This window comes from Enterobacter sp. Taxon_8 (genome assembly GCF_058354585.1).
This window is the reverse complement of the sequence record NZ_CM177989.1, coordinates 70,205-89,384: the sequence shown is the minus strand read 5'-3', so window position 1 is coordinate 89,384 and position 19,180 is coordinate 70,205. Positions and strand designations below refer to the sequence as shown.

At 53.7% G+C, this 19,180-nt stretch carries 22 protein-coding genes and 1 tRNA gene; 15 read left to right on the top strand and 8 right to left on the bottom strand.

The features are described 5' to 3' along the window. Entirely contained in the window at positions 1–1,392 is a 1,392-nt protein-coding gene (locus AC4IBF_RS00410) for a glycoside-pentoside-hexuronide family transporter (RefSeq protein ID WP_348942520.1), read from the bottom strand. 289 nt (positions 1,393–1,681) lie between these two features. On the opposite strand from AC4IBF_RS00410, the gene AC4IBF_RS00405 reads away from it, so the two are divergent. Then, a tRNA-Sec gene (locus AC4IBF_RS00405) sits at positions 1,682–1,776 on the top strand. Between the two features lie 147 nt (positions 1,777–1,923). Next, a complete protein-coding gene (locus AC4IBF_RS00400) occupies positions 1,924–2,691 on the top strand; it encodes a hypothetical protein (protein ID WP_348939926.1) in 768 nt (255 codons plus the stop codon). 27 nt (positions 2,692–2,718) lie between these two features. Here the strand turns inward: AC4IBF_RS00400 and AC4IBF_RS00395 are convergent, their stop codons facing one another. Next, the gene (locus tag AC4IBF_RS00395; protein ID WP_288460572.1) at positions 2,719–2,919 is read right to left on the bottom strand and encodes a toxin-antitoxin system HicB family antitoxin; all 201 of its coding nucleotides are present in this window, start codon (positions 2,917–2,919) and stop codon (positions 2,719–2,721) included. 136 nt (positions 2,920–3,055) lie between these two features. On the opposite strand from AC4IBF_RS00395, the gene AC4IBF_RS00390 reads away from it, so the two are divergent. From AC4IBF_RS00390 to AC4IBF_RS00375, 4 genes are all read left to right on the top strand, one after another. Further along, positions 3,056–3,352: a SymE family type I addiction module toxin gene (locus tag AC4IBF_RS00390; protein ID WP_069733369.1), complete on the top strand. Its 297-nt coding sequence runs from the start codon at positions 3,056–3,058 to the stop codon at positions 3,350–3,352. 372 nt (positions 3,353–3,724) lie between these two features. Beyond that, on the top strand, positions 3,725–4,210 hold the full coding sequence (locus AC4IBF_RS00385; RefSeq protein WP_288460576.1) for an Hcp family type VI secretion system effector: 486 nt from the start codon (positions 3,725–3,727) through the stop codon (positions 4,208–4,210). A 9-nt stretch (positions 4,211–4,219) separates the two neighbouring features. Further along, complete coding sequence (locus tag AC4IBF_RS00380) at positions 4,220–4,585, top strand: tlde1 domain-containing protein (protein ID WP_072051083.1); 366 nt, start codon at positions 4,220–4,222, stop codon at positions 4,583–4,585. After that, entirely contained in the window at positions 4,582–5,172 is a 591-nt protein-coding gene (locus AC4IBF_RS00375) for a hypothetical protein (protein ID WP_231106848.1), read from the top strand. The genes AC4IBF_RS00380 and AC4IBF_RS00375 overlap by 4 nt, the downstream gene beginning before the upstream one ends. Positions 5,173–5,204: 32 nt before the next feature. Here the strand turns inward: AC4IBF_RS00375 and AC4IBF_RS00370 are convergent, their stop codons facing one another. The 5 genes from AC4IBF_RS00370 to AC4IBF_RS00350 all read right to left on the bottom strand — a co-directional run bounded on the left by AC4IBF_RS00370 (position 5,205) and on the right by AC4IBF_RS00350 (position 9,444). Next, complete coding sequence (locus AC4IBF_RS00370) at positions 5,205–5,648, bottom strand: acetyltransferase (RefSeq protein WP_288460580.1); 444 nt, start codon at positions 5,646–5,648, stop codon at positions 5,205–5,207. A gap of 294 nt (positions 5,649–5,942) precedes the next feature. Further along, on the bottom strand, positions 5,943–6,989 hold the full coding sequence (locus AC4IBF_RS00365) for a class I SAM-dependent methyltransferase (RefSeq protein WP_348942519.1): 1,047 nt from the start codon (positions 6,987–6,989) through the stop codon (positions 5,943–5,945). An 85-nt stretch (positions 6,990–7,074) separates the two neighbouring features. Then, positions 7,075–8,013, bottom strand: coding sequence for a GlxA family transcriptional regulator (locus AC4IBF_RS00360; RefSeq protein ID WP_252093564.1), 939 nt, complete (start codon positions 8,011–8,013; stop codon positions 7,075–7,077). Between the two features lie 188 nt (positions 8,014–8,201). Next, positions 8,202–8,681 (bottom strand): YqeJ family protein, encoded by a 480-nt coding sequence (locus AC4IBF_RS00355; protein WP_136195878.1) that lies wholly within the window; start codon positions 8,679–8,681, stop codon positions 8,202–8,204. A 1-nt stretch (position 8,682) separates the two neighbouring features. Next, positions 8,683–9,444, bottom strand: coding sequence for a winged helix-turn-helix domain-containing protein (locus AC4IBF_RS00350; RefSeq protein ID WP_252093526.1), 762 nt, complete (start codon positions 9,442–9,444; stop codon positions 8,683–8,685). 706 nt (positions 9,445–10,150) lie between these two features. Between AC4IBF_RS00350 and AC4IBF_RS00345 the strand changes: the two genes are divergently transcribed. From AC4IBF_RS00345 to AC4IBF_RS00320, 6 genes are read left to right on the top strand one after another with little or no spacing between them, the layout of a single operon-like run. Further along, the gene (locus AC4IBF_RS00345) at positions 10,151–10,753 is read left to right on the top strand and encodes a helix-turn-helix transcriptional regulator (protein ID WP_143344467.1); all 603 of its coding nucleotides are present in this window, start codon (positions 10,151–10,153) and stop codon (positions 10,751–10,753) included. 53 nt (positions 10,754–10,806) lie between these two features. After that, on the top strand, positions 10,807–11,391 hold the full coding sequence (locus AC4IBF_RS00340; protein ID WP_115876728.1) for a fimbrial protein: 585 nt from the start codon (positions 10,807–10,809) through the stop codon (positions 11,389–11,391). Between the two features lie 53 nt (positions 11,392–11,444). After that, the gene (locus AC4IBF_RS00335; protein WP_491463100.1) at positions 11,445–12,122 is read left to right on the top strand and encodes a fimbrial biogenesis chaperone; all 678 of its coding nucleotides are present in this window, start codon (positions 11,445–11,447) and stop codon (positions 12,120–12,122) included. A 20-nt stretch (positions 12,123–12,142) separates the two neighbouring features. Next, positions 12,143–14,668: a fimbria/pilus outer membrane usher protein gene (locus tag AC4IBF_RS00330; RefSeq protein ID WP_133293487.1), complete on the top strand. Its 2,526-nt coding sequence runs from the start codon at positions 12,143–12,145 to the stop codon at positions 14,666–14,668. Beyond that, a complete protein-coding gene (locus AC4IBF_RS00325; RefSeq protein ID WP_133293486.1) occupies positions 14,659–15,177 on the top strand; it encodes a fimbrial protein in 519 nt (172 codons plus the stop codon). Before AC4IBF_RS00330 ends, AC4IBF_RS00325 begins: the two co-directional genes overlap by 10 nt. Then, a complete protein-coding gene (locus tag AC4IBF_RS00320) occupies positions 15,177–16,187 on the top strand; it encodes a fimbrial protein (RefSeq protein WP_126330545.1) in 1,011 nt (336 codons plus the stop codon). Before AC4IBF_RS00325 ends, AC4IBF_RS00320 begins: the two co-directional genes overlap by 1 nt. 3 nt (positions 16,188–16,190) lie before the next feature. Here AC4IBF_RS00320 and AC4IBF_RS00315 read toward each other — a convergent pair whose 3' ends face one another. After that, complete coding sequence (locus AC4IBF_RS00315) at positions 16,191–16,715, bottom strand: lipocalin family protein (protein ID WP_008500115.1); 525 nt, start codon at positions 16,713–16,715, stop codon at positions 16,191–16,193. Between the two features lie 117 nt (positions 16,716–16,832). Between AC4IBF_RS00315 and AC4IBF_RS00310 the strand changes: the two genes are divergently transcribed. The 3 genes from AC4IBF_RS00310 (at position 16,833) to AC4IBF_RS00300 (ending at position 19,133) form a co-directional block, all read left to right on the top strand. Then, positions 16,833–17,558, top strand: coding sequence for a MerR family transcriptional regulator (locus tag AC4IBF_RS00310; protein ID WP_111964278.1), 726 nt, complete (start codon positions 16,833–16,835; stop codon positions 17,556–17,558). Between the two features lie 99 nt (positions 17,559–17,657). Beyond that, positions 17,658–18,071, top strand: a complete 414-nt coding sequence (gene uraH, locus AC4IBF_RS00305) for a hydroxyisourate hydrolase (RefSeq protein WP_133293484.1) — start codon at positions 17,658–17,660, stop codon at positions 18,069–18,071. A gap of 102 nt (positions 18,072–18,173) precedes the next feature. Further along, entirely contained in the window at positions 18,174–19,133 is a 960-nt protein-coding gene (locus AC4IBF_RS00300; RefSeq protein WP_111964276.1) for a YbgA family protein, read from the top strand. The last annotated feature ends 47 nt before the right edge of the window (positions 19,134–19,180 follow it).

Here is a 19,180-nt window from a genome sequence, read left to right as displayed (position 1 = left end):
TTAGTTCTGTAATTCTTTACTGACCGGCAGGTTTTCAAACTCCTGCTGGTTGCGGCGCGCGCCCTGCGCCAGCTCGCCCAGGATTTTGGTCAGGAAGGGGGTTTTCAGCGTGTAGTAGCGTTTGGCGATGATGGCGCTCAGCACGTAGCAGACCGCCGGGGCCAGGGTAAACAGGCCGATAATGATGCTGATGGTCGCGCTGTTCTGGGTTTTGGCTGCCGCGTCGTAGCCGCCGCCAGCCAGCATCCAGCCGATCATCGCTCCGCCCAGCGCCAGGCCGAGCTTCAGCACGAACAGGGTGCCCGCAAAGCTGATGCCGGTCAGGCGTTTGCCGTTGGTCCACTCGCCGTAGTCGACGGTATCGGACATCATCACCCACTGAATCGGCGTCACCAGCTGGTGCAGCACGCCGATGACGAAGATAAAGGCGAACATCAGCACCGTGGCGTACATCGGCACGAAGAACATCGCCGCGCTGACCACCGCCAGCGCGGCGTTGGTCCACCAGAAGATGCTGACCTTGCACTTCCAGTCGGTGAGCGGTTTCGCCAGCGCGGAGCCGATCAGGTTGCCGACGCAGTAGGTGGTGAGGAAGGCGACGAACACCTCCGGCGAGCCCATGATCCAGGTGCAGTAGTACATCATCGCGCCGCCGCGCACGCAGACGGCAAGGATGTTGAGGATGGTCAGCACGCCCACGATGCGCCACTGGTCGTTGTGCCAGATGTCGCGCAGGTCTTCCCGCATGGAGGTAGTGCTCGGCGGCACCTGGATGCGCTCTTTGGTGGTGAAGAAGCAGAACGCCAGCATCAGGAACGCGACCACCGACAGCACGGCGATCCCGCCCTGGAAGCCGAACGCCTTATCGTCGCCGCCAATCAGCTTCACCAGCGGCATCATCAGCACCGTGGAGAGCATGCCGCCCGCGGTCGCCAGCACAAAGCGCCAGGACTGAAGGGAGATACGCTGCGTCGGGTCGTTGGTGATCACGCCGCCCAGCGCGCAGTACGGGATGTTCACTACGGTATAGAGCAGGGTCAGCAGGGTGTAGGTAACGGCGGCGTAAACCATTTTGCCGTTGAGGCTGAGGTCCGGAGTGGTGTAGGCCAGCACGCAGACGATGCCGAACGGGATCGCGCCAAACAAAATCCACGGACGGAACTTGCCCCAGCGGCTGCGGGTGCGGTCGGCAATCAGCCCCATGCACGGGTCGGAGATCGCATCCAGCGCGCGCGCCAGCAGGAACATGGTGCCGACAAACCCGGCGGGAATGCCGAAAATATCGGTATAGAAAAACATCATGTACAACATGACGTTATCAAAAATGATGTGGCTGGCGGCGTCTCCCATGCCGTAGCCAATCTTCTCTTTTACTGACAATACTTCGCTCATCTTTTTTTATCCTTCACGCTGTAGGGGGCGCTGAGACCGGTTACAGAGTTTTAAACCATTGTTTCAGGAGCGGGTATTGCGTTTTCTGGTTAGCAGATTACGTTTCTTGTTTTTTGTGATCGCGGTAAATGTCGAAGAGCACAAAAGGCTAACCTGAGGATTTTCTTAGGAATTAGCTGAAACAGGGGGGGACAGGTCAAAAGAGAGGTGAAAAAAGTGGTGTGGGGTATGTGGTAAATGCCTGAAAGTAGCTATAATGCGCCCCGCCTCCATGTAGCAATCGAGGCGCGGAAGATCGTCATCTCCGGTGAGGTGGCTGGACTTCAAATCCAGTTGGGGACGCCAGCGTTCCCGGGCAGGTTCGACTCCTGTGATCTTCCGCCAAAAGTTCTTCAAAAACCGCACTAGTTAGGGTAATTTGAACCTATATTTTTTCATTCTTTTCCCATTATTATTTTTACCTAACTAGAATATTTAGGTAAAAATAAAGATGAGTAAAATTCTAATTTCCAATGAAAAAAGAGAGGATGTATGACACCTGGAGAGATTGCTGCATACATAGGTGCAGCGGCATGGCTTCCTCAACTTCTTAACATTTTCTACAAATACATTACAAAACCAAAGCTTAGGGTATTTTTCAATAATACCGCTGAAATTAGTTATACTTCTTTCGGCCCGATACTTAATATTCGAATGGGTATGTTGACAGAGAAAAAATCCCTCTTGCTAGAAGAGATTTCTCTCCAAATTAAGCATTCGGACGGGGATGTTCACCATTTAAAATGGGCTGGAATAACTGAGATCCATAGCGAAATTAGCGACCAAAATGGAAACAAACAAGTCATATCTAAAGATCAGCCACCAATTGCGCTAAAGCTTTTCCAAGATTTACTTACAGAAAAGTTCATAAAATTTCAAGAACCAAAATACCATGCTCAAGATACAATATTACTCAATGAATTAAATGCACATGTAAGTTTTTTGGCTAATCGAAACACCAGCAACATCACTGCGGAAGCCCTTGCTTCACCTCAACTACATAACATCATAGCTTATAGAGAGAATTTTTTCTGGTGGAAGAAAGGAAAGTATACTGTTAGTCTCCAAGCTAAATCTCCTGATAGATTCAGTTTTGAAGGAAACACATTTAGTTTCAGTCTTAACCAAACAGAAATTGATTTATTAAAATTTAATATGAAAAGCTTATCTGAATTCCTAGATGCACAGGTTGCAAAAAAAGAAGAAATCACGAACATAAAATGGAATTGGATAAACCCAAAAATTACTAAAGAACAATAATTTTTAGGCCCTAATTGTTTGGGCCTTTTATTCAGCTTTCTCACTAATATTTATTCCAAGCCTTATTAGCTCATTCCTTCCCAAGGACTTCAACCAATTCCCTAAACTCATCCCTTCCATCTTAGCCGCAGCCTCAAACTGCGCCTTCAACTCAGGCGTAATACGAATCTGAAAAGTCGGTGCTTTTCCGGATTTAGATTTGTTAGGGTCGCGTTTAGCTGTTGACATGTACGTACCTACAAGAGCAAGATATCTCCAATGAGGTACGTACCTTAGCATACGAAATCCTCAAATTGAAACGCCCTCGCCAGGTACTCGCAATACCGGACGAGAGCTAACCTCACCAACTATCAAGGAGTTGATTATGGCTGATTCGCATTCTACCCCAGACACCGACCAATCCGGAACCGAGCGTTCGTTAATTGTGGGATACCGCCCGAATGTTTTCGACAAATCCACGCCGAAAATCATTCTTTCCGGCAAGTGGCTGCGCGCAGCAGGTTTTGACACTGGACAGCAGGTCACGGTAAAGGTGATGAAAGGGTGCATCGTTCTGGTGGCGTATAACGAGCAGGAGCAAAGGATTCTGGACGATTACAAACGCACTAAAGCAAAGTTATGCCAGATCGAGAGCACGCTGGCGAGCCTGCAATTATCATAACCGTTCCAGCTGTTATCTAGTTGGCTGCTGAGCATGCAGCCAACATAAAAAATATGGAATGCCAGATTTCTTACATAACATCCAAAAAGCAATCGAACCCAACATGTAATGCTGACTTACAAGTTCAACATTTGATGACATTCATCATTTCAATAAGTTATACTATTTTAATTTATCATTTTTATTATGATGGTAATGAAGCCATAACTCAACGCTATATCTTTTAAACATCTATCCGCGAAACTAATACTTCGCAAAGAGCAATATTCAGTTAATCCACAAATTTCATTTGTTTTTCTATTTTGAAATGAAAGTCACAATTTAAATCCATAATAAAGAGTAGTTTCCCTCAGTCTATAAAAGGAGATTGAGATGGCTATACCTGTTTACTTATGGCTCGAGGATGATTCAGGCCGTAGGATTAATGGATCTGTCGATATTAAAGATCGCGAGGGTTCAATAGAAGTGATTGAATTTATGCATTCAATAGAACAACCTATAGATAAATCCTCCGGAAAAATCACAGCAAAACGCATTTGTAGTACCTATGCATTCATGAAAGAGATTGATTCATCATCCTCTTATCTATACAAAGCCTTGTGCACTGGACAAACACTAAAAAAAGCAGAGTTTATATTTTACAGGATCAACTATAACGGACTTGAAGAGGCTTACTTTAAGACAACTTTAGAAAACGCAAGAGTTGTTCAAATTGAACCTATCATGTTTGACATTAAACACCCGCAAAACGAACACTATACACACCATGAATATGTAGATCTGACATATGAAAAAATCATATGGCACTACATTGATGGAAACATCATTCACTCTGATACCTGGAAAGTGCGCGCTTAAGGAGAAAGTATGTCCTGGGAATATGATGTAAAAGAGCATAAGTTTTATCTGGATGGTGTCTACCAATTTGATGCAGATTACGCAGGAGCAAGTGGTTACAAAAACGATCCGTCACAAGAATGTGTAAAAAACAGCGGACCGCTGCCACGAGGTACCTACACTATTGGGTCCCCTCATAATTCAGCCCATACTGGGAAATATACTCTCAGCCTCACGCCCTACTCGACAAATGATATGTGTGGTAGAGACTCATTTAAAATACATGGTAAAAGCAGTTTGCACCCCGACGACTCTTCAGAGGGCTGCATCATTGCTCCCCTGAGTGCAAGAAGAAGTATCTGGAAAAGCAACGATACGGTATTGATTGTCAAATGAAGCATTTATTTTGTTTATTGCCATTACTCGTTGCAGTCAGTTCGCACGTCTCAGCGACGGAAATGACCGGCTTCGCGACCCGATATTACGATGAAGACGGCGGCTCGCTGACGGAAATTTCAACAACGATGCCCCTTACTCCAATCATCACCATCGGTAAGAAAACCGTGCAAATGGAGGTTACTCACCTGTCAGATATCACCAGCACACCAGTCAACAAAGACAGTTCCGCTCGTTGGGTCTGCCTTCATGACAACGATGGCACAAATTACTGGTTCATCTCGGATAACGAAATGGGTGCAGGATTGTTAACTGCGCTAATTATAGCCAAAGATGGCATCCATAACGAGTGTGCTAAAACAACGGAACCTGTCAGAGTCTCGGTCGCTAATGTTCCATTATTAAATGCGACGCATGGCAATTTAGTCGCATTGTTTGGCAAGAAAGAGATCGCCAAAAAGAAAGCGATGCTTTTTTATCAGGAGACGCCAGTACAGAATGGATTCATCCAGAGTAATACGGTCTCTTATTACTTCGATGGCGAAAAAGTGCGTGGCGTAATCATCGGGCAAATTACCAGTAACTAGCTTGCAGACTCCCTCTCCAGAGGGAGAGGGCGTTAAACCTGCCCACCCAACCGCATATGCAGCAACGGAAACGGATTCCCCTGCCCGTCCACTTCCGAGCGTCCGACCTGCTCAAACCCCATATGGCGATAAAATCCCACGCCCTGCGGGTTCTGCTCATTCACGTCCACCTCGTTCGCGCCAAACTCTTCGATGGCGTGTTGCAACAGCAATTTCCCGACGCCCTTCCCGCGGCTCGCGTCGTCAGCAAACAGCATTTCAATGCGGTTTTCATCCACGCCTAAAAAGCCGTGAATAACGCCTGCGTCATCGCGAGCGATCACGACCTTAAGGTTTGGCAGATAGGCGTTGAGCAATAGCGGGCGCAGCGCCGCAATATCGCTTTCCTGTAAAAAGTGATGGGTGGCGCGGACGGAGGATTCCCAGATCGCGACCAGACGTTCGAAGTGTGAGGGGAGTGCGGTTTCTATTTTCATGGGGGGATCATTATAGAGCGCGGCGATTAAATCAAGTATCCAGAAGCATGGAGGCAATAAACTGAAGACCTTAAATGAAGTTATAAACTCTCGTACCTGTGAAAGTCGAGTGCGAATCAGGGAAATGGCCCGGAAGTTGGTTCAGGAGACGGGTCAGCAGATAGAGCATGAAAAGCAAGAATCCCCAGCAGACAGTGAGAATAAAGAAACCAGCTAATCCTTCATGGCAGTTGTTCGGTTAAACCGAACAGCTGAGGAACGGTAAATATTGTAGCGCCCTGTCCCCCCCTCACCCTAACCCTCTCCCTCAGGGAGAGGGAACTGACTGTGCGGTTTTTCATCCCCTACTCTAATCTCCATCACCGCGTACACCCCGTCCTTCGGCACCACCACGGTGACGTTTTCCACCGGCACGCCTGCCGCGAGGTGGATATCCTGCAGCTGCTGTAACGACCTCGGGTAAATATCTTCCCAGCCGATCCCCCGCAGCACAAAGTCAATTTGCGGGCTGCTGGTCAGCATGTTCGACACAATTACCGCCCCGCCTGGCTTGACCAGCCGCAGCGCGCGCTGGAGGAAAGTCACCGCATCGACGTCGTTGAAGTATTCAAATATCCCCAGCGCGTCGACCAGTTCGGCCTGATGCTCGCCCAGCTCCAGCAGCAGGTCCTCGTTACGTACCAGCGTATGGAGCAGGTTGCGCCTGAGAAGCGTCAGCTGTTCGCCCACCACAATCCCTTCCTGCGCCGCCATGGTTTCCGCCCAGCTGAGCGCCACCGGATCTTTGTCCACCAGCGTGAGATACACCCGCTGGCCGTCGAGCTTTGCTTCGCGCAGCGCCTCCAGCACCGGGATGGCGGCACCGCTCGCCAGGCTGACCCAGTTATTCTCGCTTTCATTATGAATGTACTTATCCACCAGCGCGGCCAGCACCCGGGCGCGGGAACGCACGCCAATCGCATCGTTAGCGTGGATAAACCACTGGCGGCTGTCGCTGTCCATTTTCGTGCCGTCGGGCAGGCGGTCCTCCAGCGGATTTTGCACCACAAACAGCGCCAGCGCGGAGGGCACCAGCCGGGTTCGCCACGCAGTGAGCGCCGGACGGTTACGGAAGGCCTGTTCGGAATAGCGGTTCTGGGGAACCAGCACGGCCTGCCCCCCTTCGTCGTATTCCACCCTCGGGGGCCGGAGCGCTGGCTCGGCTTTCAGGGCGCGGTCAAGGGAGGCGATCTCGCGGGCAGCGTCGTCTTTCATCGGCCACTGGTCGCTGACGTCGGGAAATGACGCGCTGAAAATCGTCATATTTTCCGGTGCATCGCCGCGAAAAGGCTGCCAGTTCATGTCGTCTTCCCTCCGTTAGGCTTTTAACGGAAGTCTATCCAGGCGAGCCAGTAAAACCCTACGAAGAAAGCACGAAATAGGTGCATCAGTTCTGCGACATGCGCCATACCCCCGGCGTGCAGCCGTACTCGCTCTGAAAATGACGAATAAAGTGGGCGCAGTCGCTAAACCGCATCCGTCGCGCGATATCCGTAACGCTTTGCTGAGAGTTTTTCAGCAGCCAGCAGGCATAGCGCAGCCTGGCGCTGCGAATAAACTCCCGCGCAGTTTTGCCAAACTCGGCGTGAAACAGGCGATTAAGCTGACGTTCGCTCAGCTTAACGTCCTGAGCGAGCCTGGCGGCGCTGAGCGGGTGAGTCAGATACTGTTCGACGATCGTCACCGCCCTGCGCAGGCGCGAATCAGGGATCATGGCTATATTCGCGGGCCGCGGCGTGGCGGCATCATGCGGAGGAAGGGACAGCCGCCGGGAGGTGGTGGCCGCAATGTCGTCTCCCCCGTGGGCGCGGATCAGTGCCGTTATCAGGGTGAGCGTTGAGATCCCCCCCGGGCAGGTCAGCACATCGCCTTCGTCGATAAAATCGAGGCTTTGCTCAGCATAAACCTGCGGAAAACGTTGCGTGAAAACGTCATGGTGATGCGGATGAATCGAGGCGCGGCGCTCGTTCAGTAAGCCTTCCTCCGCCAGAATAAAGCTGCCGGTACCAATACCAATCAGGGGAACGTTGTTGTGATGAGCATCCGTGAGAAACGCTCTGTCGCCACGGTGTCCCAGGTGAAGATGATCAAGACTTCCGCCGATCGCCGCAATATAGTCGAAGTCGCCGGGCGGTGCATGGGCGGCCTCGGGCCGCACGCTGAGCCCAGAGCTGCTCACTACCGGTAAGTCGGGGTAAGTGCTTATCAGACTGAGTTTAAAGCGTATTTTCTGGCTACGCTTCTGGACGCTGGAAGCAATACGTAACGCCTCTATCAATCCTGAATATGCGAAAAGCGAGAAATGAGGCCACAGGAGTAACCCCATATGCAGGGATTTTTTCCGCGCAGGCGTCATTCTGACGCTATCATCAATTAAATTTTTCATTAACTTGCCGAAGAGTATTACATTATCGCAACATTATTGTTGCTGTTATATTTTCCTAAGATAGGTCCTGGCTGTTAAATCAAGCATAAATGATGGTCGCAAAAACTTAAAAATATTTTTCCCTGTCGCTATCCGTTTTTTGACGTGTGGCACACATAGGTCGGCAGCGTTCCCAGAATAAATAAATAATTCTCATTCTGCTGTTTCTTAATTCGCATATAAATATTCTTATTCGGATAGATAAAAAATAAGGGTTCGTACTTCTCCAGCCAGCTGTCGGCGATGTTGTCGTCCGGAAATTTCATATTGCGTATAGACGTCAGATTATAGACGCTGTCTTTGCGCTCAATCTGAAAGAAAACTTTGCGATTCAGGGTCTTCGTGGGATCGCTTTTCAACCGGCCATTCATACTGAGTATTCCACTGTTGCCTTCCACGGTGTAATTCAGCCACAGAGAGAGCGTTTCATCACGGTGATGCTGAATAAAGTTCGCCTGGCAGGAAAAGGGCTGGATGTAATGGCGATGCCAGAGGTAATACGCCGCCACGACAGCCCCCATCAACAGGCACAGGCAGAGCGCAACTAGCGTTTGACGGTAGCGAACCATACTAGCGATCCTCTATAAAATAATCGGACATACAGCGGTTGGGTTCCGTCATCGGTCTGTCACAGCGAATGACCGACGCGCGAGGCAGCAGGATGTATCCGCTGACGTACACCCAAGGATAGTTCGCGCACTGGTCTTTAAACGGGGTGGCATAGGCCAGGGCTTTATCCCTATCGCGTTGCGTTTCAATATCGCGAGAAAAATAGAGCTGACACTCGCCCATCTTCATCGCAAAGCGGTACCCGTCTACGAAATAGCTGTCATGCAGCAGGTTATGGCTGATAACGCTCACGCCAGCCAGCATCAGCAATAGCACCAGCGCGCCCGGCAGCCAGAAGCGGCGTCTCGAGACCGTCGGGGCGACAGCCTCTTCGCAGACATCCGGAGCAGCACGTTCTTCCTCTTCAGCCTGCGGCTGCGTCTCTTTAATGGTGATTTGCGTATCGCTTGCGAGCGTGAGTCCAATGCGCGGGATAGTGACAATTGGATCGGTTTCGAAACCCACCTTCTTCAGACCTTTGCGCAGAATAGAAATGTTCTGGTAATAGGTATTAGGCGAAACCAGCATCCCGCGGCGCTGCCAGACAATATCCATGCACTCCTGTTGAGTCACAATACTTCCGACTCTTTCTATTAATAACAACAAACAGCGGCCCGCCGGGGAATTTAATACCACCACCCGGTCAGGATTGTTGAGATCGCGTAATGTGCTGGCGGCTGGGTGAAACTCTACCAGGCCATTAATAATGTAATGCTTATGCATAGAATGGGCTAAATACCTCCGGTCAACGCCTGTTGCTCCAGTAGACTCCCTTCACGGTTAACCTGCGTATCCCTCGCCTGTGTAAGGATTAATGTGACGGATAATTGCGCAACTGTATATCCTGGCGCCTGGCGAAAAATCTTATTTTTCCTTTCTCTTTATCTGACTGGTCTGAAGTTTTCTTAACCGCCATTTAAAGCCGACTTGACACTGACAAAACTCGACAAAGGCGCCCGTTGAACGCTTTAGCCATCGTTGTCTGAATTATTCAGCGCGCTTAATTTGTTTTTTTGATAAAAAGCAGAGAGGACGCGCTCTGCCAGCGGGTTTCGAAATTACAACTAATTCGAAAGCTGTCGTCTTAATTAACAATTTCGGCGCGAAACTGTTAGCCACAGTCAGTAACTACCCGCATCACATGACGTCCGCAGACTATTTCCTTACAAAACATTTATTAAAGCCAACTTTTCAATAAAAACTACCGGTATGATTATTTACAGGCAGATAAGCAAAAGCCGGTTTAGCGAGGAGAAATTGACGCTACACCTAAACTGTACTTAAAACAAATTAAGATTAATTCAGGTTACCTATTTAACGCCCTGAGTATAGTGGGCTCACACCGTGCAATGCTTAATTGCTTCGAAAATACAGGCATCGTTCTGCCCGACAGAAGAGTCTCATTACAATTATAAATCGAGGGAATGACATGGCGAATAAGCTCAACAACACACGTCATTTAAATATCGCGCTATTGGGTGGAGATCACTTTGCGCGTCAGGGGATCGCCGCGTTATTAAAAAATATCACCCCGACCATGCAGATAACAGCATCGTTCGATAATTATGCGGAGATCGAAACAATACTCGCGGCCGCACCGGTAGACTTAATTTTTTTATCCGGTACGGAGAAATATCACGCGGGATATGATTGCCTGAAATATATCAGGAAGATGAAAGTCCTCTATCCCGACGTACTTATTTGCATGTATTCCGCACCGGCAAATTCCTGGCTGTGGATACGCGGTGAAATAGACGCCTATATCTCGCTACAGGACCCGCTTTATCACTGGCGAGCCAGCGTATTAAAAATGGTCGATAGCCGTTATCGCCCAATAAAAAAACCCACGGCGTTATCGCTGACGCCGGGTGAATGGAGGGTATTGAAGGAACTACGAAAGGGTCTGGATATGCGTTACATCGCCGAAACAGAGCAGCTTTCTTACCGTCGTGTCAGCGCGTTAAAAAGCTCAGCGATAAGAAAACTAGGGCTCAGGAACAAGACAGATTTGCTGGTCTTTTTAACCAGTTAGACCTGCTGCTTTCAGAGCAAATCTCGACATAACACCATAATGGAATCAGGACAATGAAAGCTCAATTCAATAATAAAACGCTGCTTGCGATCGCTATTGCGGCAGTACTGCCAGTGGGCTCGGTGCTGGCTGCCGGCACCAGCGGCGGCACGGTGAACTTTAGCGGCAAAGTGGTGACCTCCGCCTGCGCCATCAGCGCAGGAAGCGCCAACATTGACGTGGATATGGGTGAAGTGCGGACCGCAACGCTGAAGACGGCAGGCAGTGAAGCCAGCACGGCAAAAGCGTTTGCCATCACCCTGGAAGATTGTGAAATCGCCGATACCTCAGCCTCAACGGCAGAGAACCCGATTGCTGCGACCACAGTGGCCGTCACCTTCACCGGTACGCCGGACGGTTCCGATGTCAATAGCTTGTCCGTCGGTGCAAACGGCAGCGCCAACTCTGCGCAAAACGTGGCTATTCGCCTTTATGACGAGCAAGGCAACGTGGTGAAGCTGGGTGAACCGGCATCGGCCATCCCTCTGCGTAAGGGTGCCAACACACTGAACTTCAGCGCGAAATATTACTCGCCGAAGGGCGGCGCCACCGCGGGCGATGCCAGCGCCGTCGCGACTTACACCGTGACCTATTCGTAATCTTCAGGCCCGGTCTGCGAGCCGGGCCTGTCTTAGCTTTCAGGAGAAACACTATGCGCGTAAATACATGGATTTGCCTGGCGGGCGCGTTATGTTCATCCGCCGTCTATGCCGGTGGCGTGGGATTGGGCGCAACGCGAATGGTCTACTCCAGCGCCACCAGCCAGGCCATGATGCAGGTGAGAAACACCCATCCCGAGGCCACGTTCCTCATCAAGTCCTGGATGGAGAATGAGAAAGGCGAACGCACCAACGACTTCGTGATCACGCCACCGCTGTACGTCATGAAACCGGCCAGCGAAAGCGCGGTAAAAATCATGTTTAACGGCAAAGCCCTGCCAGAGGATCGGGAGACGCTCTACTGGATGACCGTCAAAGCCATCCCCCAGCAGGCTAAAAGCGGCTCCGGGAACACGCTGCAGTTTGCGTCGGCTAACCGCATCAAGGTCTTTTATCGCCCAGAAGGACTCAGTGAGAGCCCGGCAGAGGCATGGAAAAAACTGGCCGGTGTCTACCGTGCCGGAAAGGTTACGCTCAGCAACCCCACGCCGTACTACCTCACCACCATCAACGTGAAAATTGACGGCATGCCGGTGCAGCCGGTGATGGTGCCCCCGAAAGGCAGCGTGACGCTGGCCGAAACCTTCAGCCATGCGGGCAGCATGAGCTATCAGACCATTAACGATTACGGGGCATGGACTCCCGCCACGCGCGCGTCGTTATCCCAATAAAAAAAGTAAGGCGTGACCACGTGAAAATAAAAATCCTGTGCGCCACGGTGATCTCCCTGGTGATTCGGCAAGCCGTGGCTGCTGAAAGCGAGCTGCAATTTAACCCCGCATTCCTCAACGGCGAGAGCGCGAACAGCGCCGATCTCGCCTGGGTCAACGCCGGGAGCGCGTTGCCGCCGGGTGATTACAACCTCAACGTGTATATCAATACCAACTACGCGTTCACAGGTAACGTCACGTTCCGCCTTGCTGAAGACAGTACGGGTGAAGCACTGCCCTGCCTCACGCCCGAGCAATTCGACGCGCTGGGCATCGATAGCCATCAGGCGAAGGGCGGAGTGCTGCCGCTGGCGCAACGCTGCATCGTCTTAACGAAGGCGTTTGCGGATACGCAGTTTGATCTGGACCAGAAGACGCTCACCCTGAGCTTCACCGTACCGCAAAGTGCGATGCGCAATTTGCCGCGCGGATATGTCAGCCCGGAAAGCTGGGAGGCGGGCATTCCTGCCGCGTGGCTGAATTACGTGGTCAATGGTTCGAATAATGAATATCGCGGCGAGACGCGCACGCGGGAACAGCAGCTATTTGCAAGCCTCAACAGCGGCGTCAACCTGGGCGCGTGGCGGCTGCGTGATTTCACCACGTGGACCAAAGACAGCAATGAACTTGCCCACGTGCAGACCTGGCTGCAGCGCGATATTCACGCCCTGCGCGCGCAGGTGTACGCCGGGGAAACGTACACCTCGGCGCAGGTTTTCGACTCCGTGGGCCTGCGCGGTATCGCCCTGAAAACCGATGACAACATGCTGCCCGCCAGCCTCAGCGGCTATGCTCCTGAAGTCCGGGGCATTGCGCGCAGCAACGCCACGGTCACGGTTCGCCAGAACGGCAACATCATCTATCAAACCTCCGTTCCGCCGGGGGCGTTCGTGCTGAAAGATCTCTATCCGACCTCCTCGGGCGGCGATCTGGCGGTCACCATTCAGGAGAACGACGGCAGCAAAACGCAATACACGCTCCCCTTTGCCAGCGTGCCGAACCTGGTGCGTAACGGACAGGTGAAATATGCCCTGGGCGCCGGGAAGTACCGCCCGACGGGCAATCAGGATGCGCCCTCTTTCGCGCAGGGCGAGCTGTTCTACGGCTGGCGATACGGCCTGACGTTTTACGGCGGGGCGCAGTTTGCCGATCGCTATAACGGCCTGGCCCTCGGGTTTGGGCAAAACCTCGGCCGCTTTGGCGCCTACTCCATCGACCTGACCCACGCCCGCAGCCAGCTGGCGGACGATCGGCACTATACCGGTGATTCGGTGCGCCTGCGCTACAGCAAGCTGCTGAACGACATTGGCACGCGGGTTAACTTCTTCTCCCTGCGCTACTCCACGAAAGGGTTTTATACCCTCAGCGACACCACGTACAAAGGGATGACGGGCGGATCGCCAAAGCAGACGGTGGAAGACGATGGCACCGTCACCACCCAATACGACACCGTGTACAACCTGCGCATGTCGCGCAAGGCAAAAAACCAGCTGCTGCTGTCGCAGCCGATGGGACAATACGGCTCACTGTCACTGTCGTGGGATCAGCAGACCTACTGGAACACGTCAAATACCACGCAAAGCCTGCAGTTTGCGTGGAACGCCACGTTTCGCAACGTGTCGCTTGGCGTCAGCGTCCAGCGAAGCTCGAGCCTGTATGACGACAAGAAAGATAACATCCTGTCGATGTCGATTTCGGTCCCGCTGGGCAACCCGACGCTGTCGACCCGCGCGCGCTTTACCACGACCCATGCGGACTCCACCGGCACCACCACCAGCACGGGCGTGAGCGGCTACCTGCCGGGCCAGGAAAACCTGTTCTATAGCGTCAACCAGCGCTACAGCTCCCGACAGCACTACGGCGGCGATGCCACTCTGCAGTACGAAGGCGCGTGGGGAGACTACAACCTGGGCTACAGCTACGCCAGCGACTCCCGCAACCTCAGCTACGGCATCAGCGGCGGCGCGGTAGTGCATGAAGATGGCCTGACGCTGAGCCAGCCGCTCGGAAATACCAACATTCTGGTGAAAGCGCCGGGAGCCAGCAGCGTCGCCGTGCTTAACCATAAGGGCATCAAAACGGACGGCCGGGGCTACGCGGTGATCCCGTACGCCACGCCGTATCGCGTTAACCAGGTCGCGCTGGACGTGACGACCGCCGGCAACGACGTCGAGCTGGAAAACGCCATCGCCAACAAAACGCCTACCGACGGTGCCCTGGTTCGCGCCACCTTCACCACGCACCAGGGGGCAAAAGCGATGTTTATCGTGCGTCAAGGCAACGACGTCCTCCCCTTCGGCACGCTGGTCTCGCTCGATGATGACAAAACCAGCGGCATCGTCGGCGATGGCGGCAGCCTGTATCTCTCCGGTTTGCCCGAGAAGGGCACGCTGAACGCCGTGTGGGGCCGCGGCAGCCGCCAGCGCTGCGCCATTACCTACGCCTTAAACAAGCAGCACTATAGCGCCCGCACCGGTCTTTATTCTCAGGAGGTGGTATGTCAGTAACGCTCAGGATCGGCTGCATTGCGCTGCTGCTGGTTTTCACGCTCCCCGTTCGCGGCTACGACGTGCTGGTCTCCGTCACCGGCAATTTGACCGGCAACACCTGCGTGGTAGCGCAGGACTCCGGGGAGCAAAACGTGCCGCTGGGCACCATTGGTATTAAACAGTTCAGCCGTGCCGGGGCCGTGAGCAATATCAAAACGCCCTTCACGCTCAGGCTTGAAGCGTGCGGGCCAACCTTTGCTGGCGTAAAAATTCGCTTCAGCGGTACGCCGGATGATGCCAACCCGCAGCTGCTGAAAATTGCCGACGGTGGCGCTACCGGCGTGGCGGTGCAGATCCTCGATAAAGAGAGCGTACTCATTCCCCTGAATACAAAGACCGCAGCCTACGGAACCGCGGGGGATGACAGCGTACAGATGACCTTCTACGCGCAGCTGGTTGCCACCGCTACGCCGGTGAGCGCCGGTGATGTGTCAGCCCTCGCCACCTGGACAACGGAGTATCTATGATGCGTTTAGCGTTTCTTCTCGGCGGATTACTTTTCTGCGCCAGCGTGCAGGCGCTGGACTGGAAATCGGACATTACGCTCTCCCCTCAGCCGATGACCTACAGCGGGCCAGCGGATTCCGTGGTGCCGGGCAGCATTATCGGATCGACCTGGAGCGCCACCGCCAGCGTGCAGCAGGTGTTCTGGTGCGGGCTTATTTTTACCTGCAGCAAAGGCACGCTGCAGCCCAGCAGCAGCGCCATCTCAAGCGGTGCGACGGTCACCGTCGACGGCGTAAACTACACCATTTTTGAGACCGGCGTACCGGGCGTGGGGTATATCATCGGGCTGAAGGATTTTAAGAGTACAAAATATATTCCCCTGCAAACCGGTATCACGCAAAGCTACCCGGCAGAGGGCACCAGTGGGTTTGCCCAGGATCTGGGATGGTCAGCAAAGGTCACCTTTATTAAAACCGGTGCCGCCCTGAAATCGGGCGTCTATAACATCCCGACCATCAACGCCGCGGTGCTCACCGCCTATAACAACGAAACGAAAACGGCGCAGGTCATCATCAGCCCGACCACCATCACGGTGACCGCCAGCGGGTGTACGGTCGGTAGCAAAAACGCCAGCGTGGCGCTGGGCACCATTGATATTCGCACTCTGCCCACGGTGGGAAGCACGTCGCCATCGGGAACGTTTACCGTCGGCCTGACCTGCGACGCGAACGTGGCGGTTCACGCCGTGATGACCGATCAGACCACGCCGTCGAACACCTCGTCGGTGGTGACGCTGACCGGAGACTCCACGGCGTCCGGCGTTGGGGTGCAGTTTTTCTACAACGGCAGCGGGCCGCTGACGATGGGGCCGGACAGCTCGGCCGCGGGTGCGACCGGACAGTTCTTTATCCAGAGCACCACGGCGGCGCAGACGCTCACGTTACCGTTCCAGGCGCAGTACATCCGAACCGGCGAACTGGTCCCCGGCTCGGCCAACGCGCTGGCCAGCATTACGTTTTCCTACCAGTAGGGGCTATTGCTTCACCCACACCAGCTGGTCAACCCGGAAGCCCAGACTGCGCGCGGTGTTCAGGTAATCCTGCTTCACCGCATCCGGGATGGTCGGGGTGCGCGACAGGATCCACAGGTAATCGCGGTTCGGGCCGCTGACCAGCGCGTACTGGTACTTATCGTCCAGCCTGATCACGTTGTAGCCGCCGTAGAACGGGCCGAAGAACGACACCTTCAGCGCGGCCGTGGTTGGCTCGCCGGTGAAGTACGCTTTGCCTTCGCTCTCGTTCCACTTGTTCTTCACCGGATCGTAGCCCCGGTTGAGCACGCTAATGCCGCCGTCGCTGCGCTTGCCGTAGGTAGCGGTTACCTGCTCCAGCCCGCGCTCAAAGCGGTTTTCCAGACGGGCGACTTCGTACCATTTGCCAAGATAGCGGCTGGCTTCGAAGTTGGTGATAGGCTGCACGCCTTTCGGTGGCGTGGGGGATTTACAGGCGACCAGCGTCAAAGCAATCGCAACACCGGTCACAACAGGCCATAGCTTCATGAGAATTCCTTTCATTTGCACGGTTGGATGTTAAGTGTAGTGCACCGTTTCGGCGCTTCATCCCGTTCGGGAAAATTCGTAGTATATTGAGAGTATTCCTCCACTCTGGACACGGACATGGCTTACTCCATCGGCGAATTCGCCAGACTCAGCGGCATCACCGCCACCACCCTGCGGGCGTGGCAGCGTCGCTACGGTTTACTCAAGCCACAGCGCACGGAAGGCGGCCACCGCCAGTACAGCGATGAGGACGTCCAGCAGGCGCTCAAAATCCTCGACTGGGTAAAAAAAGGCGTCCCGATCGGCCAGGTCAAACCGCTGCTGGAACGCCCGACGCCCGGGCGGACCAACAACTGGCAAACCCTGCAGCAGAACATGCTGCAACGCCTGCAGGACGGCAAAGTTGAGTCTCTGCGCCAGATGATTTACGACGCCGGACGCGAGTACCCAAGGCCAGAGCTGGTCGCGAACGTGCTGCGCCCGCTGCGCAGCCAGGTCTCGGCCAACGTCGCCGCCGCCATGACCCTGCGCGCGATCCTCGACGGCATCATCATGGCCTACACCTCGTTTTGCCTCGAAGGCGATAAAAAAGCGCCGGGCGATAATATTCTGCTCAGCGGCTGGCACCTGAACGACCCGTGCGAGATCTGGCTCGAAGCCCTAACGCGCACCGGCCAGGGCCACCGCATCGACATCCTGCCGGTTCCGCCTGACGCGCTGGCGCCGGAAATTTTCCCGGAGCGTAAATGGCTTCTGGTCACCAGCGGCAAGCTCACCGCCGCGCGGAAAAAGCAGGTGGAGCAGTGGCAGCAGCAGGTATCGCTTGAAGTAATTATCCTCTGATCATTTTCTCCTGCGGGAATCTTCACGAAAAGTTGAATATTTTCCCGCGCCGCAGATGCTAACGTTTTCCTGTGACGTATAACTCCACAGGAAAATACCATGAAAAAAACTGCCCCTCTGCTGATGCTGGCCGCGATGGCCTTTACCCCTGCCGCCTTTAGCGCCGCCCCGGCCGGCACCCTGAGCGTACACATCCTCGACCAGCAAACCGGCACGCCTCCACCGGGCGTCACCGTCACGCTGGAAAAGCAGCAGCAGGACAAATGGACCCCGATCGCCAGCGGCAAAACCGACCACGACGGCCGCATCAAATCACTCTATCCGCAGGACCAGGACATGCAGCCTGGCGTGTATAAAGTGACCTTCAAAACCGCAGAGTACTTCCACGGCAAAAAACTGGACTCCTTCTTCCCGGAGATCCCGGTGCTGTTTACCGTGACCCGCACCAACGAGAAGCTGCACATCCCGCTTCTGCTGAGCCAGTACGGTTATTCGACCTATAAAGGCAGCTAAGGCGCATTGATTCTAAAGGAATAAAAAAAATAGTTCCGCGAATACTTGGACAAATTAGTCATGTTGTGTAAGTTTTAATTATATGAACGGGAGGACTACACCATGACGACGAAACCAGTGCTGGGTATTAGCGGATGTTTGACCGGATCCGCCGTCCGCTTTGACGGCGGACACAAGCGTATGGGCTTCGTCATGGATGAGCTGGCCCAGTGGGTAAATTTCAGGCCCGTCTGCCCGGAGATGGCCATCGGCCTGCCGACGCCTCGCCCGGCCATACGCCTGACGCTGACGGAAAGCGGCGAAACGCAGCTCCGTTTTAGCAAGCCGCCTCATGATGACCTCACGCAGAAAATGGCCGACTTTACGGCGGACTATCTGCCAAAAATCGGCGATCTGTCGGGATTTATCGTCTGTGCAAAATCCCCAAGCTGCGGCCTGGAACGCGTGCGGCTGTACGATGAAAACGGCAACCGGGGCCGCAAGGAGGGGGTCGGGCTGTTCACCGCCGCCCTCCTTGAAACCTGGCCGTGGCTGCCCGTGGAAGAGGACGGACGCCTGCACGACCCGGTGCTGCGGGAAAATTTCGTCGAACGTGTTTTTGCCCTGCACGAACTGAACACGCTGCGTAAAAATGGCCTCACGCGCCGCGCGCTGCTGGATTTCCACAGCCGCTATAAGCTCCAGCTGCTGGCGCACCATCAGGCGGGTTACAGAGAAATCGGCCCGTTCGTTGCCTCGCTGCACGAGTGGGAAGACCTGGACGCCTTCTTTGTGGCGTACCGGGAAAAGCTGATGACCATCCTGAAAAAACCCGCTTCGCGTAAGAATCACACCAACGTGCTGATGCATATTCAGGGCTATTTTCGTAACCAGCTGAACACCCGCCAGCGCGGCGAGCTGCGCGACGTGATCCTGCACTATCGCAACGGACAGTTGCCAATCCTCGCCCCGATCACGCTGCTGAAGCACTACCTGGCCGAATACCCCGACCGGTATCTGATGACGCAAAACTACTTTGATCCCTATCCTGATGATTTGGGTCTGCGTCTGGCAGTCAAGTGATGAAAAAAATGCGAAGGCCCCATTGACCCATAGAGGCCCAAAGCAGT